We start from the raw sequence: 23300 nt of genomic DNA on the forward strand, positions 1-23300 counted from the left end.
CGAGCAGGGCCTGCATCACCGCCAGGGTGACGAGCTCGGCGTCACTGAGCTTGGGTGCTATGCCCACCGCCGGTCGCCACGGGCCCAGGTGCGGATCCGCTTTCAGAAGGTCGTCGGTTCTCACGTAGAGTGCGGTCGCGAGGGTGTCCAGGTTGTTCGTCACACAACGATCTTGGACACCCTCGTTCACGTCTGTACGGGCACCCCTTGGAATAGATCATCTAGACGGCGGCCACGCGGCCGGCGGTCTCGCGCGCGTAGTCCGTGGTGAGCAGGAGGTCCTTGGCCGGTCCGCCCACCCGCCAGACCGTACGCCAGTGGTCGGCGTCGCGGACCGTGAACTCGCCCCGGTAGAGGTCGGCGGCGCAGGGGTGGTCGGTCACGTGCCGACCGGTTCTCAGGTCCAGGTCGTGGAAGGGCCGGCCGTCGGCGAACCGTACGTCCGCCGTGCCGGGCGTCGGCCCGGGCAGGAAGCGCAGGGTCCGCTCGGCGGGCCGCGGGACGCCCCGCCAAAGGAACGTGCCCGACTCCTCGTGCAGGAGCCCGCCCGGATCGAGCGGGCCGAAAGCCGTCGTCCCCTCGAAGCGGCCCTCGTCGCCGCTCGCCAGATCGCGCACCGTCCGTGCGACCCGCCAGCTCCCGGCGAGGTATGCCAGGACATCGCGCACTGGCCAGAACTCGCCCATCTCCTGCCGTCCTCCGTCACGTCCGTTGCTGTGCGACCCATTGACGCGCTGGGGTCTCCTCCCTATGTTGCCGTTCGAAGTACTGATCAATGTCCGATATTTCGAACCGTCGGGAACGATGGCCCACCTGAGCCGCCCGGAGTATCCATGTCACGCAGCACCACCCGCACCCGTTGGAGAGTCGGCCTCACCGCCACCGCCCTCCTCACGGCCGGCGCCCTCCTGCCCGCCCCCGCGCACGCCGAGGACGTCACCGACTACACGATCACCGTCGATCCGACCGCCAAGGGCGCGGAGATCGACGACACGATGTACGGCGTCTTCTTCGAGGACATCAACCGCGCCGCCGACGGCGGTCTGTACGCCGAACTCGTGCAGAACCGTTCGTTCGAGTACTCCACCGTCGACAACCGCTCCTACACCCCGCTCACCTCCTGGACGGTCGACGGCACCGCGCAGGTCGTGAACGACGCCGGCCGCCTCAACGAGCGCAACCGCAACTACCTCTCCCTGGCCGCCGGTTCCTCGGTCACCAACGCCGGCTACAACAGCGGCATCCGGGTCGAGCAGGGCAAGAAGTACGACTTCTCGGTGTGGGCCCGCGCCGAGAGCGGCACCACGCTCGCCGTCTCCCTCCAGGACGCCGACGGCACGCTGGCCACGGCCCGCCGAGTGGTCGTGCGGACCGGCGGCTGGGCGAAGTACGAGGTCACCTTCACCGCGAGCCGCACGAGCAGCGACGGCCGCCTGACCGTCGCCTCCTCCGGTGCGGCGGCCCTCGACATGGTGTCGCTGTTCCCGCGCGACACCTACAAGCACCAGTCCAACGGCCTGCGCAAGGACCTCGCCGAGAAGGTCGCCGCCCTGCGCCCGGGTTTCCTGCGCTTCCCCGGGGGCTGCCTGGTCAACACCGGCTCCATGCAGGACTACAGCGAGGCCTCCGGCTGGCAGCGTGCCCGCTCCTACCAGTGGAAGGACACCATCGGCCCCGTGGAGGAGCGCGCCACCAACGCCAACTTCTGGGGCTACAACCAGAGCTACGGCCTCGGCTACTACGAGTACTTCCGCTTCGCCGAGGACATCGGGGCCATGCCGCTGCCCGTCGTCCCGGCCCTGGTGACCGGCTGCGGCCAGAACAAGGCCGTCGTCGACGACGCCCTGCTCAAGCGGCACATCCAGGACACCCTCGACCTCATCGAGTTCGCCAACGGCCCGGTGACGTCGACGTGGGGCAGGAAGCGCGCGCAGATGGGCCACCCCAAGCCCTTCCACCTCACGCACATCGGGGTCGGCAACGAGGAGAACCTGCCCGTCGAGTTCATGGCCAGGTTCAAGGAGTTCCGCGCCGCCATCGAGGCCCGGTACCCGGAGATCACGGTCGTCTCGAACTCCGGGCCCGACGACGCGGGCTCCACCTTCGACACCGCCTGGCAGCTCAACCGCGAGGCGAACGTCGACATGGTCGACGAGCACTACTACAACAGCCCGCAGTGGTTCCTGCAGAACAACGACCGCTACGACTCCTACGACAGGAACGGCCCGAAGGTCTTCCTCGGCGAGTACGCCTCCTGGGGCAACGCCTTCAAGAACGGCCTCGCCGAGGCGGCCTTCATGACCGGCCTGGAACGCAACGCGGACGTCGTCAAACTCGCCTCCTACGCACCGCTGTTCGCCAACGAGGACTACGTGCAGTGGAGCCCCGACATGGTGTGGTTCAACAACCACGCCTCCTGGAACTCGGCCAACTACGAGGTCCAGAAGCTCTTCATGAACAACGTCGGCGACCGCGTGGTGCCTTCGACGGCCACCTCCACCCCGTCCGTGAGCGGCCCCATCACCGGCGCCGTCGGCCTGTCCACCTGGGCGACGACGGCCGCGTACGACGACGTGAAGGTGACGGGCGCCGACGGGGCCACGCTGCTCAGCGACGACTTCTCCGGCGACGCCTCCCGGTGGACGCACACCGGGGGCGGCAGCTGGAGCCTCCAGGACGGGCAGTACGTCCAGACGGACGTGGCCGCCGAGAACACCATGGTCTCGGCCGGTGACGCGAACTGGCACGACTACGACCTGCACGTGAAGGCCACCAAGAAGTCCGGCAAGGAGGGCTTCCTCGTCGCCTTCGGAGTCAAGGACACCGGCAACTACTACTGGTGGAACCTGGGCGGCTGGAACAACACCACCAGCGCCGTCGAGCAGGCCGTGGACGGCGGCAAGTCGACGCTCGTCTCCAAGGCCGGGACGATCGAGACGGGCCGTGCCTACGACATCGACATCAAGGTGCGGGGCCGCCAGGTCACCCTCTACCTCGACGGCCAGGAGTGGGGCAGCTTCACCGACGACAAGCCGGCCGAGCCGTTCCGCCAGGTCGTCACCAAGGACAAGAAGTCCGGTGACCTGATCGTCAAGGTCGTCAACGCCCGGTCCGCGGACGCCCGTACGGCGATCGACCTCGGTGGCGCCAGGGTCGCCACCAAGGCCCGGGTGACCACGCTGGCCGCCGCGCCCGACGCGGTCAACACGGAGACGGAGACCCCGGTCGCGCCGGTGACCTCCACCTTCACCGGGGTCGCCGACAAGTTCACGTACACCTTCCCCGCGAACTCGGTCACCTTCCTGCGGATCAAGCAGAAGTGAGCGAACTCGGCTGAGGAAGTGCCGAGGAAGCAACGCGCGCGGGTGGGCGCCCCCGACGGGAGGCGTCCACCCGCTGCGTTCCGCGCGCCACCGAGCGGTCGTCGCCGTTCGGCGACGGGGTGATCGCCGGCGGGCGCGGGACGCCCGTCAGGAGCTCTTCCGCCGGAACCAGCCCCGCTTGGCCGGCGCCGGCGGGACGGGCGCCGGCGGGACCGGTGTCTGCGGTACGGGCGCCGGCGGGAAAGGTGCGTGCGGGCCTGGGGCCTGCGGGGCCGGACCGGCGAACGGCGGCAGCGACTTGAAGCGCTCGTCGAGGGTGACCGTGGGCGTGATCCGGTGCAGGGCCGCGCGGACGAGGGTGAGGGGATGGTCGGGGAACTGCGCGTCCCACTGCTCGTGGTCGCCGACGTGGTACGGCAGCCCGCCGAGCTGCCCGCCGCCCGCGTACGGGTGGGGCCGGAAGTAGTCGGCCGGCCCCACCTGAGCCATGATCATCGCCTCCCGCATGCCGGTCGTCGCGCCCTCGGCCGCCTGTATCTTCAGCACCGTGCTGCATCCCGCCTTCGGCACCGTCCAGGTGGCCAGGAAGGCCTGCCCGGGCCGGCTCTGCAGCGGCACCTTCACCAGCTGGCGGATCGCCGGAACGCCGTCCACGGCGCCGGGCACCGCCTCGATCAGCCCGCCGCCCGCCGAGGCCACGCCCTGCGCGAGCCCCGCGCGCAGACGGTCCCTCTCGTGCAGCGGGGCGGGCAGATCCGGTACGAGCGGGAAGAAGTGAACCGACACGACGAGCCCCGTCGTGTCGGTCCACACCCCCGGCTCGCGTTCGGTGAATCCGGTGAGGTCCAGGCCGGTGATCGGTGTCATGTCGATCATCATGCCGGGGTCGCCGCCGCGGGCAGAAGCCGGGCCGCCGCCACGACGGCGGACCCCGGGTCGCCACCGGCGGCGGAAGGCGCGGCTCTCCCGGTGCGACAGCGTGCTCGGCACCCGGTCGGTCACGCGCAGAACGGTGCGAGTTCCGCGACGGCGAGGGTCAGCACCTCGGGCGAAGACTCGGCGCCGCCGTGGACAGGCGCACGGCGCCGGGTCCGGCCCGGATGACGTTGCCCGGGGCGGGAGGTTACGGAGTACGGCCGCATGGGCACAGATCGCCCCGGGGCATCACCTGCGGAATGGATTGCATAAACGTGCAGCGAAACGTATAGTCATGCCATCCAAGAGGAGGAGTCCATGGCGGTACGTGCGGCAGTGGCCGGAGCGAGCGGGTATGCGGGCGGCGAGGTGCTGCGCCTGCTCCTCGCGCACCCCGAGGTCGAGGTCGGCGCCCTGACCGGCAATTCCAACGCGGGACAGAAGCTGGGCGCGCTCCAGCCGCACCTGCTGCCGCTGGCCGACCGCGTCCTGCGGGAGACGTCGGCCGAGGTGCTCGCCGGGCATGACGTCGTCTTCCTCGCCCTCCCGCACGGGCAGTCCGCCGCCGTCGCCGAACAGCTCGGACCGGACGTCCTCGTCGTCGACATGGGCGCCGACTTCCGGCTGAAGGACCCGGCCGACTGGGAGAGGTTCTACGGCTCCCCGCACGCCGGTACCTGGCCCTACGGCCTTCCCGAACTGCCGGGTGGCCGCGCCGCGCTGGAGGGGTCCAAGCGCATCGCGGTACCCGGCTGCTACCCCACGGCCGTCTCCCTCGCGCTCTTCCCGGCGTACGCGGCGGGCCTGGCCGAGGCCGAGGCCGTGATCGTCGCCGCGTCCGGCACCTCCGGCGCGGGCAAGGCGCCCAAGCCGCACCTGCTCGGCAGCGAGGTCATGGGCTCCATGTCGCCGTACGGCGTCGGCGGCGGCCACCGGCACACGCCCGAGATGATCCAGAACCTCAGCGCGGCGGCGGGGGAGCGGGTCTGCGTCTCCTTCACGCCGACCCTCGCGCCGATGCCCCGCGGCATCCTCGCCACGTGCAGCGCCAAGGCGCGCGACGGCGTCACCGCCGAGAGCGTCCGCGCCGCCTACGAGAAGGCCTTCGCCGACGAGCCCTTCGTCCACCTGCTGCCCGAGGGCCAGTGGCCCGCCACGGCGTCCGTGCACGGTTCCAACGCCGTTCAGGTGCAGGTCGCCCACGACGAGGCCGCGGGCCGGATCATCGCGATCAGCGCCATCGACAACCTCACCAAGGGCACCGCGGGCGGTGCCGTCCAGAGCATGAACATCGCCCTCGGGTATCCCGAGGAGCTCGGTCTTTCCACGATCGGAGTCGCACCGTGAGCGTCACGGCAGCCAAGGGATTCACGGCGGCGGGCATCGCCGCCGGGATCAAGGAGAACGGCAACCCGGACCTGGCCCTCGTGGTCAACAACGGGCCGCGCCGCGCCGCCGCGGGCGTCTTCACCTCCAACCGCGTCAAGGCCGCGCCGGTGCTGTGGTCGGAGCAGGTCCTCAAGAGCGGTCAGCTGTCCGCGGTGATCCTCAACTCCGGCGGGGCCAACGCGTGCACGGGGCCGAAGGGCTTCCAGGACACGCACGCGACCGCGGAGAAGGTCGCCGACGTGCTCGGCGTGGGCGCCGGCGAGGTGGCCGTGTGCTCCACGGGCCTCATCGGCGTCCTGCTCCCGATGGACAAGCTGCTTCCCGGGGTCGAGACCGCGGCCGGCGCGCTGAGCGAGCACGGCGGCGAGAAGGCGGCCATCGCCATCAAGACCACCGACACCGTCCACAAGACGTCCGTCGTGACGAAGGACGGCTGGACCGTCGGCGGCATGGCCAAGGGCGCGGGCATGCTCGCCCCCGGCCTCGCCACCATGCTGGTCGTCCTCACCACCGACGCCGACCTCGACAGCGACGCACTGGACAAGGCGCTGCGCGCGGCCACCAAGGTCACCTTCGACCGCGTCGACTCCGACGGCTGCATGTCCACCAACGACACCGTGCTGCTGCTCGCCTCCGGGGCCTCCGGGGTCACCCCGCAGTACGAGGAGTTCGCCGAAGCCGTGCGGACGGTCTGCGACGACCTCGGGCAGCAGCTCATCCGGGACGCCGAGGGCGCCAGCAAGGACATCAAGGTGGAGGTGGTGGGCGCCGCGTCCGAGGACGACGCCGTCGAGGTGGGCCGCTCCATCGCCCGCAACAACCTCCTCAAGTGCGCCATCCACGGCGAGGACCCCAACTGGGGCCGCGTGCTCTCCGCGATCGGCACCACGTCCGCCGCCTTCGAGCCGGACCGGCTCAACGTCGCCATCAACGGCGTCTGGGTGTGCAAGAACGGCGGCGTCGGCGAGGACCGCGACAAGGTCGACATGCGCTTCCGCGAGGTGCACATCGTCGCCGACCTCGCGGCCGGCTCCGAGACCGCCACCATCTGGACCAACGACCTCACCGCCGACTACGTCCACGAGAACAGCGCCTACTCGTCATGAGCACCACGCGGAAGCACACCGCCCTCCCCAAGGCCCAGATCCTCATCGAGGCGCTGCCCTGGCTGGTCCGCCACAACGGCAAGACCGTCGTCATCAAGTTCGGCGGCAACGCCATGATCGACGAGGAGCTGAAGGCCGCGTTCGCCCAGGACGTCGTGTTCCTGCACCACGCCGGCCTCAAGCCCGTCGTCGTGCACGGCGGCGGCCCGCAGATCAGCGCCGCCCTCGACCGGCACGGCATCGTCAGCGAGTTCAAGGCGGGCCTGCGCGTCACCACCGAGGACGCCATGGACGTCGTCCGCATGGTGCTCGCCGGACAGGTGCAGCGCGAGCTGGTCGGGCTGCTCAACCAGCACGGTCCGCTCGCCGTCGGCCTGACCGGCGAGGACGCGCACACCATCACCGCCACCAAGCACCAGCCCGAGATCGACGGCGAGCGCGTCGACATCGGGCGGGTGGGCGAGATCACCTCGATCGACACGGGCGCGATCCAGGCCCTGCTCGCCGACGGCCGCATCCCGGTCGTCTCCTCGATCGCCCGCTCCCAGGATGACGGACATGTCTACAACGTCAATGCTGATACGGCGGCTGCGGCACTCGCTGCGGCACTGGGCGCCGAAACCCTCATGGTCCTCACCGACGTCGAGGGCCTCTACGAGGACTGGCCGAACTCCGACGAGGTGATCAGCCGCCTCACCGCTTCCCAACTGGAGAAGCTGCTGCCGGAGCTGTCCTCCGGCATGGTCCCGAAGATGGAGGGCTGCCTGCACGCCGTGCGCAACGGCGTCACGACCGCCCGCGTCATCGACGGGCGGGTCCAGCACTCGATCCTGCTGGAGGTCTTCACCGACGAGGGCATCGGCACGATGGTCGTGCCCGACGAGAATCCGGGCGAACAGGGGGAGTCGTCATGAGCAACGCCACCACCAGCAACCAGGAACTGACCGCGCGGTGGCAGAGCGCGCTCATGAACAACTACGGCACCCCCCTGCTGCCCCTCGTACGCGGCGAGGGCAGCCGGGTCTGGGACGCCGAGGGCAACGCCTACGTCGACTTCGTCGGCGGCATCGCGACCAACGCACTCGGTCACGCCCACCCGGCGGTCGTCGAGGCCGTGAGCCGGCAGATCGGCTCCCTCGGCCACATCTCCAACTTCTTCATGGCCGAGCCGACCGTCGCCCTCGCCGAGCGGCTGCTCCGGCTGTTCGGCCGGGACGGCAGGGTCTTCTTCTGCAACTCCGGCGCCGAGGCCAACGAGGCCGCCTTCAAGATCGGCCGGCTGACCGGGCGAACCCACGTCGTGGCCACCGAGGGCGCCTTCCACGGCCGCACCATGGGCGCGCTCGCGCTCACCGGGCAGCCCGGCAAACGGGAACCCTTCCTGCCGCTGCCCGGTGACGTCACGCACGTCCCGTTCGGCGACGCGCAGGCGCTCGCCGCCGCGGTCACCGAGGAGACCGCTCTCGTCATCGTCGAGCCGATCCAGGGCGAACTCGGCGTCGTGGTCCCGCCCGCGGACTACCTCAAGGCCGCCCGCGCGATCACCGCCGCCACCGGCTCGCTCCTCGTCCTCGACGAGGTGCAGACCGGCATCGGCAGGACCGGGCACTGGTTCGAGTACCAGGCCCACGAGGGAGTCCTGCCCGACGTCGTCACCCTCGCCAAGCAGCTCGGCGGCGGCCTGCCGCTCGGCGCGACCGTCGCCTTCGGGCGGGCCGCCGAACTGCTCCAGCCCGGCCACCACGGCACGACGTTCGGCGGCAACCCCGTCGCCTGCGCGGCCGGACTCGCCGTCCTCGACACCATCGAGAGCGAGGGACTGCTGGAGAACGTCAAGCGGCAGAGCGAGCGGCTGCGGGACGGAATCGAGGGCCCGGGCCACCCGTTGATCGATTATGTCCGGGGCGCGGGTCTCCTCCTGGGTATCGTGCTCACCGAGCCCCTCGCGCCGCAGGTGCGCCAAGCGGCTCAGGAGGCCGGATTCCTTGTGAACGCGCCCGCCCCCGACGTCGTCCGGCTCATGCCGCCGCTCACCCTCGGCGACGACGAGGTGGACGCCTTCCTCGAGGCGCTGCCCGGCCTTCTCGACGCAGTGAGCGGGGACGGACGATCCGGAGAATGAGACGACGATGAGCCAGGCGCAGGACCACGAGCAGCCGGGGGCGAACGGGCCCGCCGTGCCGCAGACCCGCACCGCCCGCCACCGCCGGATCGTGGACATCCTCAACCGGCAACCCGTGCGCTCCCAGAGCCAGCTGGCGAAGCTGCTCGCCGACGACGGGCTGAGCGTCACACAGGCGACGCTCTCCCGGGACCTCGACGAGCTGAACGCGGTGAAGATCCGCAACACCGACGGCGACCTGATCTACGCGGTGCCGAGCGAGGGCGGTTTCCGCACGCCCCGCGCTCCGCTGGGGGAGTCGGCGAAGGAGGAGCGGATGCGGCGGCTCTCGCAGGAGCTGCTGATCTCCGCGGAGGCGTCCGCGAACCTCGTGGTTCTGCGCACCCCGCCGGGTGCGGCCCAGTTCCTCGCCTCGGCGATCGACCAGGCCGAGCTGCACGACATCCTCGGCACGATCGCCGGTGACGACACGCTGCTGCTGATCAGCCGCGAGCCGACGGGGGGCCAGGCCCTGGCGGACCATCTGCTGCGGTTGGCCCAGAACGGCCACTGAGACGCGGGCGGCCGCGGTACGCCGACTGCGGGTGCGTGGGGGCCGGTCGCGCAGTTCCCCGCGCCCCTGTGGTGTGCGCTCACCTTGTTGCCGGGGTGAGGCGGCTTTCGGGGGGCGGTCGTCCTGTTGTTCGTCGGCTGCGGGTGCGTGAGGGCTGGTCGCGCAGATCCCCGTGCCCCTGGGGTGGGTGCGGTCACGCCGCCGCGCCCACCTTCGACCAGTCCCGGGTCAGCCGAGTCGTCTGGCCAGGCCGCCGGTGCATCGCACCTCGTCCCCCGCCGTGATCAGCAGTGCCTCCACGTCCGGGAGGGACTCCAGCCAGCGCAGCCCCTCCCGGGAGCCCATCGCGAACGCGGCCGTGGCCCAGCAGTCCGCCCAGGTCAGCTGAGGGGTCACCACCGTCACGGCCACCAGGTCCGTCACCGCGGAGCGGCCCGTGCGCGGGTCGACGATGTGCGTGCCCCGCTCCGCCGTGCCCGACGTGGCGACCGCCAGCTCGTCCGCGCCCGCCGCCGACACCACCGCCGCCAGGCCGCCCGGCCGCAGGGGGTCCGAGACGCCGACGCGCCATGGCCGTTGCGGACCGGGCACCCCGAGGAGCTGCACGTCCCCGCCGCCGTTGACGCTGACCCCGCTCACTCCGGCCACCCCGGCGATCAGCCGCGCCGCGCGCTCCGCGGCCCAGCCCTTGACGATCCCCGTGGGGTCGAGCCGCCCCGCGTAGCGCATGCTGAACCAGCCGTCGCTCGACCGCTCCGCCTCGGCGCCCAGGTCCAGTACCTCGGCGACCTCGGGGACGCACTCCTCGACGCTCAGCTCCCCGCGCTGCAGCCGGGAGACCTGGCTGTCCTCGCGGTAGGTGCTGAACACCTCGTCGACCCGGTGCAGGGAGGCGACCGCCTCCTCCAGAGCCGTACGCACCGCCTCGGGGTCCCCGCCGCGGATGTCGAAGGAGAAGACCGTCCCCATGACCTCCTCCGCGTGACGCACCGTGGTGGGCGCTGCTGCCGACTCGGCCACGGTCTCAGCCACCGGCCTGGTCCAGCGCCGACTGGAGTGATTCCTTGTACCCGCCGCTGGTGTACGTCGCCCCGGAGACCGCGTCGATGTCCGCGCTGCCGGCCGCCACGGCCGCCTGGTTCAGCTTGGGCACCGCGTTCGCGTTGATCGAGTCGCTCTGACCGCCGGACGGCTTCTGGACGGCCTCCGCCTTGGTGATCTTCCCGTTGGCGACGGTGATCCGGACCTGGACGGGCCCGTAGTCCGTCTGCACCACGTCGCCCGTGAAGGTGCCGGACGCCTGGGCGCTCCCGGAGTCCTGCGCCCCCGCGTCCTGGCCCGCCTCCGGCGCCTGGGGCGCTTCCGGCTGCGGGGACGCCTCCGTCCCGGAGCCCTGCGCGGAGCCCGCGCTCGCGTTCGCCTTGTCGATCGCGGACTGCAGGGACTTCTTGTAGCCGTCGGTGGTGTAGGTGGCCCCGGACACCGTGTCGATGTTCGGGCTCTGCTTGGTGACGACGTCCTGGTTGAGCTTGGGGACGGCGTTGCCGGTGATCTGGTCGCTCTGGCCGCCCTTGGGCTGCTGGACGGTCTCCGCCTTGGTGATCTGGTTGTCCTTGACGGTGATCCGGACCTGGATCGCCCCGTACTGGGTGTCCACCGCGTCACCCGTGAAGGTGCCGGTGACCGGGGCGGCGTTGCCGGAACCCTGGGAGGCGCCCGCGCCCGCGTTCGCCTTGTCGATCGCGGACTGCAGGGACTTCTTGTAGCCGTCGCTGGTGTACGTCGCTCCGGACACCGAGTCGATGCCGGCGCTGTTCGCGGCGACGGCGGCCGCGTTGAGCTTGGGGACGGCGCCGGCGTTGATCTGGTCGCTCTGGCCGCCCTTGGGCTGCTGGACGGCCTCGGCCTGGGTGATCTTCCCGCCTGCGACGGTGATCCGGACCTGCACGGCCCCGTACTGGGTGTCCGCCGCGTCACCGGTGAAGCTGCCCGACGAGGCGGCGGCCGCCCCGGCCTGGGCGGCGCCCTGCTGGGCCGCGCCCGCCGCCTGGGGGCCGTCGTCGGACCCCGGCTTCAGCGTCAGCAGCAGCACGATCCCGGACACGGTCGCGGCGGTGGCGAGCATGACGCGCCGAAGGGGGTGGCTCTTCCTCATCTGTTCCCGAACTCCTGGATTCGTTGATGGCCTGGGGACTGCCGTGGTGTCCCGTCGCTCACATCTCGAACGACTCGTGATGGATGCGGCGGGCCGGCACCCCGGCGCCGCGCAGTGCCTCGTACACGCCCTGGGCGAAGCCGTTCGGCCCGCACATGAAGACGTCGTGCTCGTCGATGTCGGGGATCTTGCGCTGCAGGGACTCCGCCGAGATGTCGGGGCGCTCTCCGTCGGGGCTGTTGACCGCGTACATCAGCCGCGCCCCGCGCTCGTCGGCGATCTCGGCCAGCTCGTCCCACAGCGCCAGGTCCTGGGTGCTGTTGGCCCGGTAGAGGAGCGTGATGTCACCGGGGGCGCCCGGCAGCGTTTCGAACAGCGTCCGCATCGGTGTGATGCCCACACCGCCGGCCACCAGCAGCACCTTGCCGCGGCTGCGCCGGGACGCGGTCATCGCGCCGTACGGTCCCTCGGCCCACACCTTCGTGCCGGGCCGCAGCTCGCGCAGCGCCTCGCTGTGGTCCCCGATCGCCTTGACCGTGATCCGCAGCAGGTCGGGGCGCGGGTTGGCCGACAGCGAGTACGGGTGCGAGCTGAAGCGCAGGCCCGGCGCCAGGAACCGCCAGCGGAAGAACTGTCCCGCCTCCGCGCCCATCCGGTGCAGCCTGCGCCCGCCGATCAGCACCGACACGATGCCGGGCGTCTCCTCGATGACCGCCTCCACGTACAGGCGGTGGCGCAGGTTCAGCCGGATGGGGGTGAGGACCCGGTACCAGAGCACGAGCGCGGTGACCGAGCCGTACAGCGCGTACCAGAAGGTCTTGGCGGTGGGCTCGACGGCGAACTCGTTGCCCGTGGTGATCTGGTGCCAGAACGTCAGGTACACCGCCGCGTACGTCATCAGATGGACGTGGTACCAGGTGTCGTACGGCATCCTGCGCCGCACCGGGCCGATCGAGACCAGTCCGATGACCAGCAGCAGACCGGTGCCGACGGCGGCCTTGCCCATGTCGGGCAGCTGGTTGATGGAGTCGGTCGTCTGCTGCACGATGTCGCCGAGCGACTTGCCGGCCTGCAGCGCGTACCCCCACATGATGAGGAACACGTGCGCGAGGGTGAGGCAGAGCGTGTACCGACCCGTCATCGCGTGCCAGCGGGCGACCCGGTCGGAGCCGACCCGTCGCTCCAGCGCCGGCACACGCGCCATCTGGAGGACCACCAGCGCCATCAGGTACCCGGCGAGCAGACCGGTGATCCGGCCCGCCTGCAGGATCCTGCCGTTGTTGTCCCTGATGGACGGCGTGTTGGCCCACCACAGCCACAGCACGGCCGCCGCGCCCGCCCATACGGCGAGCAACAACGGGACGGCCGGGGAGCGGCGCGGACGGATGCGGCGCATCGTCTGGCGGCGGGCGGCACGGCCGCCGGCGATCGTCGTGGTCACGGTTCCTCCGTGGGTACGGACCCTTGGCCCACAGATACGTGCCGCCACCGCGGAGTGTTCAGCGTCCGGCCGAGACCCGGTCCAAGGGCTTGCCGTGACCTGGTTCAGGGGTCTGCCGTGACCCGGTTCAGGGCCCTGCCGAGACCTGGTTCAGTTCCGGCCGGGGCCCGGTTCGGCGTCCGGGCCCGGGCCCGCGCGTCCGTTCGCCGGGGAACAGGGGAGGCGGGAACGGCGGGAACGGGACAGGCGGACCCGCCCGGAACAGCGGGTCCGCCTGTCGGCCGGGGCTCAGCTCACGGGCCCAGCGGGTTCAGCAGGTCCGCCCGCCCCTGGAAGGCGTACAGCAGCAGGTCGGTCATCTCGAAGACGTCCTTGGCGTTGCGCTCCTGGACGGGGCTGAGGAAGGGGCGCCAGAAGGGGTCGCGCACGATGGAGTGGCGGCTGCCCTCGATGGCACGGTGGAAGACCTCGGCGACGATGCGTCCGCCGACTCCGGTCAGCTTGCCGGCGCCCTTCACCTCGGCCTCGCGCAGGACGTAGAACCACAACGGGCAGTGCCGGGCGAGCTGTTCGGCGAGCGCGTCGGAGAACTGCGCCCCGCCGCCCTCCGCGAGGTCGGCCGAGGTCAGCGGCTCCACGTCGACCTTGCGGCCGACGAAGTGCTCGACCATCTGCTGTCCCGTCGCCAGACGCAGCATCGAGGCGCGGGTGAGGTTGCGGAAGGCGAGGTTCAGCTCGATGGGCGGTGGCTGCTCCCCGCGGCCGCCGAAGGCGCCGAGCGGCAGCTTGGCGAGGGGGTTGACCAGCAGGGTGTCGATGCGCTTGGCGACGTTGAACCGGTCGGCCGGGACGTGGAGTTCGGCCCGGTCCGGCACGGCTTCCTCGAAGGCGAACAGCCGCCGGAAGTCCGCGATCCAGTTGGTGGGCAGACGCTCGAACTCGCCCGCCTCCGGGTCGTTGAGGTCGGCGGGAGGCGGGGAGAGGATGCCGCTGGTCCCGCTGAACCGGAACAGCAGCTCCAGCGTGCCCTGCCCCCGGTCGAAGATCCGGTTCCAGTTGTAGCGGGCCCGCACCATGCTGTGGCCGAGCCGGTAGGCGGCCACGGAGAACTCGATCGGCATCGTCGGCCGGTCGTGCTCGCCCGGAGCCCGCTCGAACACCCGGCGCCCGTTGGCGAAGACGTCCGCGACGACGGTGGGGTCGACGATCCGGGGCAGGAAGTCGTGGACCAGCATCCACTGGTAGTGCTTCACGACCGTCTCGCGCGCCGACTCGAACAGCACCGCGCTGGAGACGCCCTTGTCGACCAGGTCGGCCACCACGCGGTTGTGGAAACGGATGAAGGCGGTGTGGATCTGGGCGACGGCGAGGTTCTCGTCGTTGCGCGGGTCCGGGACGAGCGCCCGCCGCCGCTCGGACCGCAGTGAGCCCGTGCCCACCCGCGGCAGGTCGAAGCCGGTGAGGGGACGGCCGGCGACGGACCCGTCCCCCGGAACGCCCTGGGTGGTGCCGGTCTTCAGCCGGAGCCCGTCGTCCTCGTAGTACCGGCGGTCGAAGCGGTGGTCGGGACCGAGACCGTACAGGGAGTCGAGGTCCAGCGCGGGGGAGCGGCCCTGGAGGAGCTCCCGCACCGTGATCTCGTCCTCCAGGCGCACCGCGGTGGCGTCCAGTGTGAGGTCGTGGTCCACGAACTGGCCGAGGTAGGTGAATCCGGCCGGGACGTCGGCCTGATCGGGCTGGTCCCGGTCGGGGTCGGTCATCGCCTCGGCCAGTTCCGTACGGGCGGCCCGGTCGAGCAGGTGGGACGTCCGGGCCTTGGGGCCCAGCCGGGAGAACTGGAAGCGGCGCAGGGCCGCCACCGTGGACGGCGGCAGGGGTTCCGCGGGACCCCCGTCCGCGGAGTCGGCGAGGATTCCCTCGCCGACGATGTGGAAGGACGAACGGACGTGGCGTTTGGTCTGAGGTTCGCGTGCGGGTCGGAACATGAATCCCCCATGTGTTCCCGATGCGCGAGAGCGCGCACCTGTGCCCCCACCGTAGGAGACGGGAATGATGGAAGGGAGAATTCCGTCAAATGACTCAGGGAGCTCCTCTCCGTGCACTTGGTGCACATGACGTGTGAGTGTCAAATCGGGCGCGCGGGTGACGGCGGTGCCGGGGGCAGCGGCAGGGGGAGTCCCGGCAGCCCGTCGATGCTCGTGGCGACGTGTTCCTTCTTCTCGAAGTAGGCGCTGAGCGAGGCGTCGTCCTCGCGCGCGAACCGCTTCCCGTGCAGGTCACGGTCCTCGTCGTACGTCATGAAGGGCACCGCGTACCCGCAGGTGTCCCGCACCAGGTCCGCGTGCACGACGATGATCGCGCGCAGACCGTGCGGGGAGGGGTCGATGTCCGGGAAGCGGGCGCGCAGTTCCTCGAAGCGCGGGTCGTCGCGGAAGACCGGCTCGCCCCGGCCGTGGACGCGCACGATGTTCGGCGGCCCCTGGAAGGCGCACCACATCAGGGTGATCCGGCCGTTCTCCCGCAGGTGCGCGACGGTCTCCGCGTTGGATCCGGCGAAGTCCAGGTAGGCCACGGTGTGTTCGTCGAGGACGGCGAACGAGCCCTTCAGGCCCTTGGGGGAGAGGTTGACCGTGCCGTCGCCGGACAGGGGCGCGGTCGCGGTGAAGAAGAGGGGCTGCTCCTCGATAAAGGCGCGGAGCCTGCCGTCTATGCGCTCATAGGTCTTTCCCATGTGACGATTATTTCGGCAAAGTCCTTCGCCTGTCTAAGGATGTGCGAAAGGGTTGACCCGGTGGAGCGGCCGCCGCGGGCGCCACGGCGGCCGTCCCGGCCGGCGCTTCTCCCGGGGCGGCCGCCACGCCTGTCACCTCACTGGTTCAGCGTGCAGGGTGCGAGGGCGTCGAGGCCCTGGGGCTTCTCGGCGGTGCGGCCGATGGCGGTGGCGATGCGGTTGACGGTGGCGATGCGCTTGTCCTCGAGGGGGCCGAGGATGGCGTTCTGGACGAAGTTGGGGCCGCCCTGGCCGACGGTTTCGACGAGGCGCTTGTCGGCTTCGGCGATCTGGGTGTTGAGCAGGGTGAGGTTGCGGGCGACCTCGGCCTGGGCGGAGGCGGGGATCGCGGGCAGCCGGGAGGCCACGTCCGGGCAGCTGATCGTGCCGGCGGCGCCGGCCTCACCCGTGTCCCCGGCGTTGCCCGTGCCTCCGGTGTCCCCGGTGTCCCCGGCGTTGCCGGTGTCCCCGGCCTCCCCGGCGTTGCCCGTGTCCCCGGCCGCATCGGTCGCCGTGGCGCTCGGGGCGGCCGCGCCTCCCTCGGCCGCCCCGCCCCCTCCTGCGTTCAGCGTGCAGGGTGCGAGGGCGTCGAGGCCCTGGGGCTTCTCGGCGGTGCGGCCGATGGCGGTGGCGATGCGGTTGACGGTGGCGATGCGCTTGTCCTCGAGGGGGCCGAGGATGGCGTTCTGGACGAAGTTGGGGCCGCCCTGGCCGACGGTTTCGACGAGGCGCTTGTTGGCTTCGGCGATCTGGGTGTTGAGCAGGGTGAGGTTGCGGGCGACCTCGGCCTGGGCGGAGGCGGGGATCGCGGGCAGCCGGGAGGCCACGTCCGGGCAGCTGATCGTGCCGGGGGAGGCGAGGGTCCTGGCGTTCGTGCCGCTGTTCCCGGACGTCTCCCCGGCGAGGGCGGAGTTCACGACCACGGCGCCGGTCAGCGCCAGAGCGGCGGCGCCGCCGATGACCGCCACGCGACGCTTGTTGTACTTCGGAAGAGCCCTGGACATGCGGATGCCTCACTTGGGTCAGGAGTGGGTTGACGAACGCGGCGCCGGCGCTCGGGGATGAGTACGAGTAAGCGGTTGCTGTTGTTCAAAGTCTCTGCGGAAACTTCTGCGGGTCCACGACGGGCGAGGGCGGAGCAGCCAGGGGCGGACCACGGACAGCCATGGCTCATCGGGCCGGATTGACGAATCATGCAGGCCGCTGCATACTCATGCATATGGCCAGCGATGTGAGGAGGAACCCGTGACCGAGCGCGTGGTCCTCGCCTACTCGGGCGGTCTGGACACCTCCGTCGCCATCGGCTGGATCGCGGAGGAGACGGGCGCCGAGGTCATCGCCGTCGCCGTGGACGTCGGCCAGGGAGGCGAGGACCTGGAGCTCGTCCGCAAGCGCGCGCTCGCCTGTGGCGCGGTCGAGGCCGAAGTGGCCGACGCCAAGGACGAGTTCGCCGAGGAGTACTGCCTCCCCGCGATCAAGGCCAACGCCCTCTACATGGACCGTTATCCGCTGGTCTCGGCGCTCTCCCGGCCGGTGATCGTCAAACACCTCGTCGCCGCCGCCGAGAAGCACGGCGCCACCACGGTCGCCCACGGCTGCACCGGCAAGGGCAACGACCAGGTCCGCTTCGAGGCCGGCATCGCCGCTCTCGCCCCCGGCCTGAAGTGCGTCGCCCCGGTCCGTGACTACGCGATGACCCGCGACAGGGCCATCGCGTTCTGCGAGGAGAAGAACCTCCCCATCACCACCACGAGGAAGTCCCCGTACTCCATCGACCAGAACGTCTTCGGGCGCGCCGTCGAGACGGGCTTCCTCGAGGACATCTGGAACGCGCCGACCGAGGACGTCTACACGTACACCCGGAACCCGGCCACGCCCCGCGAGGCCGACGAGGTGGTCGTCTCCTTCGAGGAGGGCGTCCCGGTCGCCGTCGACGGCGAGCCCGTCACCGTCCTCCAGGCCGTCCAGCGGCTCAACGAGCGCGCCGGCGCCCAGGGCGTCGGCCGGATCGACGTGGTCGAGGACCGCCTCGTCGGCATCAAGTCCCGCGAGGTGTACGAGGCGCCGGGCGCCATCGCCCTGATCACGGCCCACCAGGAGCTGGAGAACGTCACCGTCGAGCGCGAACTCGCCCGTCACAAACGGCAGATCGACCGGCGCTGGGGCGAACTGGTCTACGACGGCCAGTGGTTCTCTCCGCTCAAGCGGGCCCTGGACGCCTTCATCGACGAGGCTCACCGGCACGTCTCCGGTGACATCCGCATGACGTTGCACGGCGGCCGCGCCGTCGTCACCGGCCGTCGCTCGCCGTCGTCCCTGTACGACTTCGACCTCGCCACCTACGACACCGGCGACACGTTCGACCAGACCGCGGCCAAGGGCTTCATCGACATCCACAGTCTGTCGTCGAGGATCGCCGCCCGGCGCGACCTCGCATGACGGCGACCGGTCACCTCACGCACTAGCCTGACGACCGCCTCCTCACTCACGTCGCGGGGAGGCGGTGGCACACCCAGGTGGAAGACCCACACCCTCTAGGAGCAACGCAAGTGAGCAGCAACAGCGGTGACGTACGGCTCTGGGGCGGCCGTTTCGCCGACGGTCCCGCCGAGGCCCTGGCCAAGCTGTCCGCGTCCGTCCACTTCGACTGGCGGCTCGCGCCGTACGACATCGCCGGTTCACGCGCCCACGCGCGCGTGCTGCACAAGGCGGGCCTGCTCACGGACGACGAGCTGGCGGACATGATCGCGGGCCTGGACCGGCTCGAGGCGGACGTGGCGGACGGCTCCTTCACCGGCACCATCGCCGACGAGGACGTCCACACCGCCCTGGAGCGCGGCCTCCTGGAGCGCCTCGGCCCCGACCTCGGCGGCAAACTGCGGGCGGGACGGTCGAGGAACGACCAGGTCGCGACCCTTTTCCGCATGTACCTGCGGGACCACGCCCGGATCATCGGCGGCCTGATCGCCGAGCTCCAGGACGCGCTGATCGGCCTGGCGGAGGCCCACCCGGACGTGGCGATGCCCGGCCGCACCCACCTCCAGCACGCCCAGCCGGTCCTCTTCGCCCACCACGTCCTCGCGCACGTGCAGTCCCTGTCCCGGGACGCCGAGCGGCTGCGCCAGTGGGACGACCGCACGGCGGTCTCGCCGTACGGCTCGGGCGCCCTCGCGGGTTCCTCCCTCGGCCTCGATCCCGAGGCGGTGGCGAAGGACCTCGGCTTCGAGCACGGCAGCGTCGGCAACTCCATCGACGGCACGGCGTCCCGTGACTTCGTCGCCGAGTTCGCCTTCATCACCGCGATGATCGGCGTCAACCTCTCCCGGATCGCCGAGGAGATCATCATCTGGAACACGAAGGAGTTCTCCTTCGTGACCCTGCACGACGCCTTCTCCACGGGCTCGTCGATCATGCCGCAGAAGAAGAACCCGGACATCGCCGAGCTGGCGCGCGGCAAGTCCGGCCGCCTCATCGGCAACCTGACGGGTCTGCTGGCCACGCTGAAGGCGCTGCCCCTCGCCTACAACCGGGACCTGCAGGAGGACAAGGAGCCGGTCTTCGACTCCTGCGACCAGCTCGAGGTCCTGCTGCCCGCCTTCACCGGCATGGTCGCCACCCTCACCGTGAACCGCGAGCGCATGGAGGAGCTGGCCCCGGCCGGCTTCTCCCTCGCCACCGACATCGCCGAGTGGCTGGTGAAGCAGGGCGTGCCGTTCCGCGTGGCGCACGAGGTCGCCGGCGAGTGCGTCAAGGCGGCCGAGGCCGAGGGCAAGGAACTCGACGACCTCACCGACGAGCAGTTCGCGAAGATCTCCGCCCACCTCACCCCCGAGGTGCGTTCCGTCCTCAACGTCCCGGGCGCCCTGGCCTCCCGCAACGGCCGTGGCGGCACGGCGCCGAGCGCGGTCGCCGTCCAGCTGGCGGAGGTGAAGGCGAACGTGGCGGCCCAGCACGCGTGGGCGACCGCGAAGAACCAGGGCTGAGGGCAGCGCCCCGGACAGGGGCGCGGGGTGCGTCGACGTGCGGCTCCGCCGCGTGGGCACGAGCACGCGCGAGCGCCCACCGTGCCCCGCACCCGCCGAGGAGCCGCACCACCCGAGCGCGCCCCGGCTCGCCGAACGCGGCGGCATCGCGGGTTACGTTGGTCAGGAGCCGTACCGGTGCCGATCGAACGGAGCCCGCGATGCCCTTCGCCCGCCTCGCCACAGCCACCACGCCCACCTGCCACATCGGCCTGGGCCTGGCCGCCGTCGGGCGCCCCGGCTACATCAACCTCGGCCGGGACAGGGACCTCGGAGAGGACCGCAGCGTCGAGACGCTGCGCACGCGCACCCACGACCTCCTGGACGCCGCCTACGCCCAGGGCGTCCGCTACTTCGACGTCGCCCGCTCCTACGGCCGCTCCGAGGAGTTCCTCGCCGACTGGCTGCGTACCCGCCCCGACGTCGCCGACGTCGTCGTGGGCAGCAAGTGGGGCTACACCTACACCGCCGACTGGACCACCGACGCGGAGAAGCACGAGGTCAAGGACCACAGCGTCGAGACCTACGAGCGTCAGCGCGCCGAGACGGCCGCCCTGCTCGGCGACCGGCTCGACCTCTATCAGATCCACTCGGTGACCCCCGACAGCCCGGCCCTCACCGACAAGGAACTCCACGCCAGACTGGCGGAGGCCGCCTCCCAGGGCCTGACGATCGGCTTCTCCACGAGCGGTCCCGACCAGGCCGACGCCATCCGCGCCGCCCTCGCGGTCACCGTCGACGACACCCCCCTCTTCCGCGCCGTCCAGTCGACGTACAACGCGCTGGAGACCTCGGCCGGCCCTGCCCTCGCGGAGGCCCACGAGGCCGGCCTGACGGTGATCGTCAAGGAGGGCATGGCCAACGGACGCCTGGCGGAACCGCACGCCCCCGACGCCCTGAAGGCGGTGGCCGAGGAGACCGGCCTCGGCTGTGACGCCGTCGCCCTCGCCCTGGTCCTCCGCCAGCCGTGGGCCGGCGTCGTCCTCTCCGGCGCCGCGACCACCACCCAGCTCGGCTCCAATCTGCACGCGGCCGTCGTCGACCTCGACGAGGACCAGCTCGCCCGGCTCGCCGCACTGGCCGAGGAACCGCACGCCTACTGGGAGCGGCGCGGCCGGCTGCCCTGGCACTGAGCGAGAGGGTGATCGTCGCGGGCGGGAGTCGGACGGCCCGCCCGCGCGCACCCGATGAGCCACACGCACCCGCGATGAAGCACGCCTGTGCTGAATGACTCACCCATGCCCAGCGTGAGACAAAACTGTCTCACCTGGTTTAGAGTTGTCTCATGGCCGTCGACCGTGATCACGTGCTGCGCAGTGCCGCAGCCCTGCTGACCCGCAAATCCACCGCGACCATGGACGAGGTCGCCAAGGCCGCGGGCATCAGCCGGGCCACCCTGCACCGGCACTTCGCCGGACGGGACGCGCTCGTGCGGGCGCTGGAGGCGCTCGGCATCGAGGAGTGCGAAGCCGCGCTGGACGCGGCCCGTCTGGACGACGGCCCCGCGGGCGAGGCCGTACGCCGCCTCGTGCGCGAGATCGAATCCGCCGCCGGCCTTCTCGCCTTCCTCTACACCGAGAACCAGCTGTTCGAGGGCGAGGAGCAGAACCAGGGCTGGGCCCGGATCGACGAGCGCATCGCGACCCTGTTCCGGCGCGGCCAGGCGAGCGGCGAGTTCCGCATCGACCTCACCCCGGCCTGGCTCACCGAGGCGCTCTACGGGCTGCTGGCCTCCGGCGCCTGGGCGGTGGCGGAAGGCCGGGTCGCCCGCAAGGAATTCACCCACATGATCGTCGAGCTGCTGCTCGGCGGCGCACTACGGAGAGAGGAACCATGACCAGCACCCTGCAGCCGGTGACCACGCCCGAGGAGGCGAAGCGCCCGGGCCGCTGGCTCGCGCTGTCCGTCCTCGTGCTCGCCGTGCTGCTGGTGGCCGTCGACGCGACCGTCCTCGGCCTCGCGACCCCGTACATCAGCGAGGACCTCAAGCCGTCCGGCACCCAACTCCTGTGGATCGGTGACGTCTACTCCTTCGTCATCGCCGGGCTGCTGGTCTCGATGGGCAGCCTCGGCGACCGCATCGGCCGCAAGCGGATCCTGCTCGGCGGCGCCACCGCGTTCGGCGCCGTCTCCGTGCTGAACGCCTACGCGACGACGCCGGAGATGCTGATCGCGGCCCGGGCGCTGCTCGGCGTCGCCGGCGCGACCCTGATGCCGGCCACGCTCGCCCTCATCCGCAACCTCTTCCACGACCCCCGCGAGCGCAGTGTGGCGGTGGGCATCTGGGGTGCGGCGGCCTCCGCCGGCACGGCGGTCGGCCCGATCGCCGGCGGCTTCCTCCTCGAGCACTTCTGGTGGGGTTCGGTCTTCCTGATCAACCTGCCGGTGATGGCGGTCCTCGTCCTCGTCGGCATCAGGACCCTCCCCGAGTCCCGCAACCCGAACCCCGGCCCCTGGGACCTCCCCAGCGTCGCACTCTCCCTCGTCGGCATGATCGGTGTCGTCTACGCCGTCAAGGAGGCCGCCACGCACGGCCTCACCGGGATCACCCTCACCACGGCCCTGCTGGGCGCCGCCGCCCTGTACGGCTTCGTGCGCCGCCAGCTCACGCTCCCGACCCCGCTGCTGGACATGCGTCTGTTCCGCAACCGCGGCTTCAGCGGCGCGGTCCTGGCCGACCTGCTGACCATCCTCGGCCTGTCCGGCCTGGTCTTCTTCCTCTCCCAGTACCTGCAACTCGTCCAGGGCCGACGCCCGTTCGAGGCGGGTCTGGCCGAACTGCCCGCCGCCGTCGGCGCGGTGGTGGCCGGCCTGGTCGCGGGCCGGGCGGCCCGGCGCTTCTCGGTCCGGGCGGTCGTCTCCGGCGGCCTCGCGGCCATCGGCCTCGCGCTGGCCGCCCTGACCGTGATCGACGAGTCCACCGGCTACCCGCTCCTGGGCGCCGCCCTGCTGGTCGTCGGCGTGGGCGCGGGCTTCTCCTTCACGGTGACCGCCGACGTGATCCTGTCGTCGGTCCCCAAGGAGCAGGCGGGCGCCGCCTCAGCGGTCTCCGAGACGGCGTACGAACTGGGCGCGGCCCTGGGCATCGCCGTACTGGGCTCGATCGTGACGGGCGTCTACCGCGATTTCACCGCCCCGGCCGGTACGCCGACCGAGGCGCACGAGTCACTCGGCGGCGCGGTCGAGGTTGCGGAACACCTGCCGCCGACCACCGCGCAGGCGCTCCTCGACGCGGCGAGAGAGGCCTTCATCGACGGCCTCACCCTCGCAGCGGGCGCAGGCGCAGCAGTCCTGCTGGCAACGGCAACAGCAGCCTGGTTCATGCTGCGAAACGAACGGCTGGACAGCCGTCCTTAAGCGCCGCGGTGAGCGCGCGGCACCTCGCACCCCACGGCAGGACAACCGCCCTCAAGGGGCGCGGGGAACGGCGCGAGCAGCCACACTCGCTCCCGCAGGCGCGGTACTCCCGCACTCGGACGGCGCCCGGGCGTCCTCGGCCCCGGC

19 protein-coding genes and 1 pseudogene are annotated in these 23300 nt (G+C 71.3%); 11 read left to right on the plus strand and 9 right to left on the minus strand.

Annotated elements, in window-relative coordinates; all coding sequences use genetic code 11:
* Together ACIHAR_RS18555 and ACIHAR_RS18560 are read right to left on the minus strand one after the other, a co-directional pair.
* Positions 1 to 163, minus strand: a pseudogene (locus ACIHAR_RS18555) (IS982 family transposase); the annotation flags it as partial.
* A 58-nt stretch (positions 164 to 221) separates the two neighbouring features.
* Positions 222 to 686, minus strand: coding sequence for a DUF6314 family protein (locus ACIHAR_RS18560; protein WP_400020440.1), 465 nt, complete (start codon positions 684 to 686; stop codon positions 222 to 224).
* Between the two features lie 147 nt (positions 687 to 833).
* Here ACIHAR_RS18560 and ACIHAR_RS18565 point away from each other — a divergent pair, with 147 nt between their 5' ends.
* A complete protein-coding gene (locus tag ACIHAR_RS18565; RefSeq protein ID WP_400020442.1) occupies positions 834 to 3323 on the plus strand; it encodes an alpha-L-arabinofuranosidase C-terminal domain-containing protein in 2490 nt (829 codons plus the stop codon).
* A 147-nt stretch (positions 3324 to 3470) separates the two neighbouring features.
* On the opposite strand, the gene ACIHAR_RS18570 is transcribed toward ACIHAR_RS18565, so the two are convergent.
* Complete coding sequence (locus ACIHAR_RS18570) at positions 3471 to 4190, minus strand: hypothetical protein (protein ID WP_400020444.1); 720 nt, start codon at positions 4188 to 4190, stop codon at positions 3471 to 3473.
* Between the two features lie 366 nt (positions 4191 to 4556).
* On the opposite strand from ACIHAR_RS18570, the gene argC reads away from it, so the two are divergent.
* The 5 genes from argC to ACIHAR_RS18595 are packed head-to-tail and all read left to right on the plus strand — an operon-like array spanning position 4557 to position 9408.
* Positions 4557 to 5585 (plus strand): N-acetyl-gamma-glutamyl-phosphate reductase, encoded by a 1029-nt coding sequence (gene argC / locus ACIHAR_RS18575; RefSeq protein ID WP_400020446.1) that lies wholly within the window; start codon positions 4557 to 4559, stop codon positions 5583 to 5585.
* Positions 5582 to 6733 (plus strand): bifunctional glutamate N-acetyltransferase/amino-acid acetyltransferase ArgJ, encoded by a 1152-nt coding sequence (argJ, locus tag ACIHAR_RS18580; RefSeq protein ID WP_400020448.1) that lies wholly within the window; start codon positions 5582 to 5584, stop codon positions 6731 to 6733. Before argC ends, argJ begins: the two co-directional genes overlap by 4 nt.
* On the plus strand, positions 6730 to 7647 hold the full coding sequence (gene argB, locus ACIHAR_RS18585) for an acetylglutamate kinase (RefSeq protein WP_365455646.1): 918 nt from the start codon (positions 6730 to 6732) through the stop codon (positions 7645 to 7647). Before argJ ends, argB begins: the two co-directional genes overlap by 4 nt.
* Positions 7644 to 8855 carry an acetylornithine transaminase gene (locus ACIHAR_RS18590; RefSeq protein ID WP_400020450.1) on the plus strand — a complete coding sequence of 404 codons (1212 nt, stop codon included), beginning with the start codon at positions 7644 to 7646 and terminating at the stop codon, positions 8853 to 8855. The genes argB and ACIHAR_RS18590 overlap by 4 nt, the downstream gene beginning before the upstream one ends.
* A 7-nt stretch (positions 8856 to 8862) precedes the next feature.
* The gene (locus tag ACIHAR_RS18595; protein ID WP_189936685.1) at positions 8863 to 9408 is read left to right on the plus strand and encodes an arginine repressor; all 546 of its coding nucleotides are present in this window, start codon (positions 8863 to 8865) and stop codon (positions 9406 to 9408) included.
* Between the two features lie 228 nt (positions 9409 to 9636).
* On the opposite strand, the gene ACIHAR_RS18600 is transcribed toward ACIHAR_RS18595, so the two are convergent.
* From ACIHAR_RS18600 to ACIHAR_RS18625, 6 genes are all read right to left on the minus strand, one after another.
* Positions 9637 to 10440, minus strand: a complete 804-nt coding sequence (locus ACIHAR_RS18600; protein WP_400020453.1) for an FAD:protein FMN transferase — start codon at positions 10438 to 10440, stop codon at positions 9637 to 9639.
* Complete coding sequence (locus ACIHAR_RS18605) at positions 10433 to 11563, minus strand: FMN-binding protein (protein WP_400020455.1); 1131 nt, start codon at positions 11561 to 11563, stop codon at positions 10433 to 10435. Before ACIHAR_RS18605 ends, ACIHAR_RS18600 begins: the two co-directional genes overlap by 8 nt.
* 58 nt (positions 11564 to 11621) lie before the next feature.
* Positions 11622 to 13004, minus strand: coding sequence for a ferric reductase-like transmembrane domain-containing protein (locus ACIHAR_RS18610; protein WP_388751797.1), 1383 nt, complete (start codon positions 13002 to 13004; stop codon positions 11622 to 11624).
* A gap of 293 nt (positions 13005 to 13297) precedes the next feature.
* Complete coding sequence (locus ACIHAR_RS18615; protein ID WP_400020457.1) at positions 13298 to 14989, minus strand: heme peroxidase family protein; 1692 nt, start codon at positions 14987 to 14989, stop codon at positions 13298 to 13300.
* 140 nt (positions 14990 to 15129) lie between these two features.
* Positions 15130 to 15735 carry a pyridoxamine 5'-phosphate oxidase family protein gene (locus tag ACIHAR_RS18620; protein ID WP_365455627.1) on the minus strand — a complete coding sequence of 202 codons (606 nt, stop codon included), beginning with the start codon at positions 15733 to 15735 and terminating at the stop codon, positions 15130 to 15132.
* Between the two features lie 137 nt (positions 15736 to 15872).
* Complete coding sequence (locus tag ACIHAR_RS18625) at positions 15873 to 16778, minus strand: hypothetical protein (RefSeq protein WP_400020460.1); 906 nt, start codon at positions 16776 to 16778, stop codon at positions 15873 to 15875.
* 241 nt (positions 16779 to 17019) lie between these two features.
* Between ACIHAR_RS18625 and ACIHAR_RS18630 the strand changes: the two genes are divergently transcribed.
* The 5 genes from ACIHAR_RS18630 to ACIHAR_RS18650 all read left to right on the plus strand — a co-directional run bounded on the left by ACIHAR_RS18630 (position 17020) and on the right by ACIHAR_RS18650 (position 23153).
* Positions 17020 to 18213, plus strand: a complete 1194-nt coding sequence (locus tag ACIHAR_RS18630; protein ID WP_400020462.1) for an argininosuccinate synthase — start codon at positions 17020 to 17022, stop codon at positions 18211 to 18213.
* A gap of 110 nt (positions 18214 to 18323) precedes the next feature.
* Positions 18324 to 19757 carry an argininosuccinate lyase gene (gene argH / locus ACIHAR_RS18635; RefSeq protein WP_365455618.1) on the plus strand — a complete coding sequence of 478 codons (1434 nt, stop codon included), beginning with the start codon at positions 18324 to 18326 and terminating at the stop codon, positions 19755 to 19757.
* A 200-nt stretch (positions 19758 to 19957) separates the two neighbouring features.
* Positions 19958 to 20929 (plus strand): aldo/keto reductase, encoded by a 972-nt coding sequence (locus ACIHAR_RS18640; RefSeq protein ID WP_365455615.1) that lies wholly within the window; start codon positions 19958 to 19960, stop codon positions 20927 to 20929.
* Between the two features lie 152 nt (positions 20930 to 21081).
* A complete protein-coding gene (locus ACIHAR_RS18645; RefSeq protein WP_365455612.1) occupies positions 21082 to 21633 on the plus strand; it encodes a helix-turn-helix domain-containing protein in 552 nt (183 codons plus the stop codon).
* Complete coding sequence (locus ACIHAR_RS18650; protein WP_365455609.1) at positions 21630 to 23153, plus strand: MFS transporter; 1524 nt, start codon at positions 21630 to 21632, stop codon at positions 23151 to 23153. Before ACIHAR_RS18645 ends, ACIHAR_RS18650 begins: the two co-directional genes overlap by 4 nt.
* Positions 23154 to 23300: the final 147 nt, after the last annotated feature.

Origin of the sequence: Streptomyces sp. NPDC052016 (assembly GCF_044548445.1) — a bacterium.
GTDB lineage: Bacteria > Actinomycetota > Actinomycetes > Streptomycetales > Streptomycetaceae > Streptomyces.

What these genes read in the sequence shown, in the direction of transcription:
- ACIHAR_RS18560 (WP_400020440.1), bottom strand. Translation starts at nt 686, where the DNA reads ATGGGCGAGTTCTGGCCAGTGCGCGATGTCCTGGCATACCTCGCCGGG.
- ACIHAR_RS18565 (WP_400020442.1), top strand. Translation starts at nt 834, where the DNA reads ATGTCACGCAGCACCACCCGCACCCGTTGGAGAGTCGGCCTCACCGCC.
- ACIHAR_RS18570 (WP_400020444.1), bottom strand. Translation starts at nt 4,190, where the DNA reads ATGACACCGATCACCGGCCTGGACCTCACCGGATTCACCGAACGCGAG.
- argC (WP_400020446.1), top strand. Translation starts at nt 4,557, where the DNA reads ATGGCGGTACGTGCGGCAGTGGCCGGAGCGAGCGGGTATGCGGGCGGC.
- argB (WP_365455646.1), top strand. Translation starts at nt 6,730, where the DNA reads ATGAGCACCACGCGGAAGCACACCGCCCTCCCCAAGGCCCAGATCCTC.
- ACIHAR_RS18590 (WP_400020450.1), top strand. Translation starts at nt 7,644, where the DNA reads ATGAGCAACGCCACCACCAGCAACCAGGAACTGACCGCGCGGTGGCAG.
- ACIHAR_RS18595 (WP_189936685.1), top strand. Translation starts at nt 8,863, where the DNA reads ATGAGCCAGGCGCAGGACCACGAGCAGCCGGGGGCGAACGGGCCCGCC.
- ACIHAR_RS18605 (WP_400020455.1), bottom strand. Translation starts at nt 11,563, where the DNA reads ATGAGGAAGAGCCACCCCCTTCGGCGCGTCATGCTCGCCACCGCCGCG.
- ACIHAR_RS18615 (WP_400020457.1), bottom strand. Translation starts at nt 14,989, where the DNA reads ATGTTCCGACCCGCACGCGAACCTCAGACCAAACGCCACGTCCGTTCG.
- ACIHAR_RS18620 (WP_365455627.1), bottom strand. Translation starts at nt 15,735, where the DNA reads ATGGGAAAGACCTATGAGCGCATAGACGGCAGGCTCCGCGCCTTTATC.
- ACIHAR_RS18625 (WP_400020460.1), bottom strand. Translation starts at nt 16,778, where the DNA reads ATGTCCAGGGCTCTTCCGAAGTACAACAAGCGTCGCGTGGCGGTCATC.
- ACIHAR_RS18640 (WP_365455615.1), top strand. Translation starts at nt 19,958, where the DNA reads ATGCCCTTCGCCCGCCTCGCCACAGCCACCACGCCCACCTGCCACATC.
- ACIHAR_RS18645 (WP_365455612.1), top strand. Translation starts at nt 21,082, where the DNA reads ATGGCCGTCGACCGTGATCACGTGCTGCGCAGTGCCGCAGCCCTGCTG.
- ACIHAR_RS18650 (WP_365455609.1), top strand. Translation starts at nt 21,630, where the DNA reads ATGACCAGCACCCTGCAGCCGGTGACCACGCCCGAGGAGGCGAAGCGC.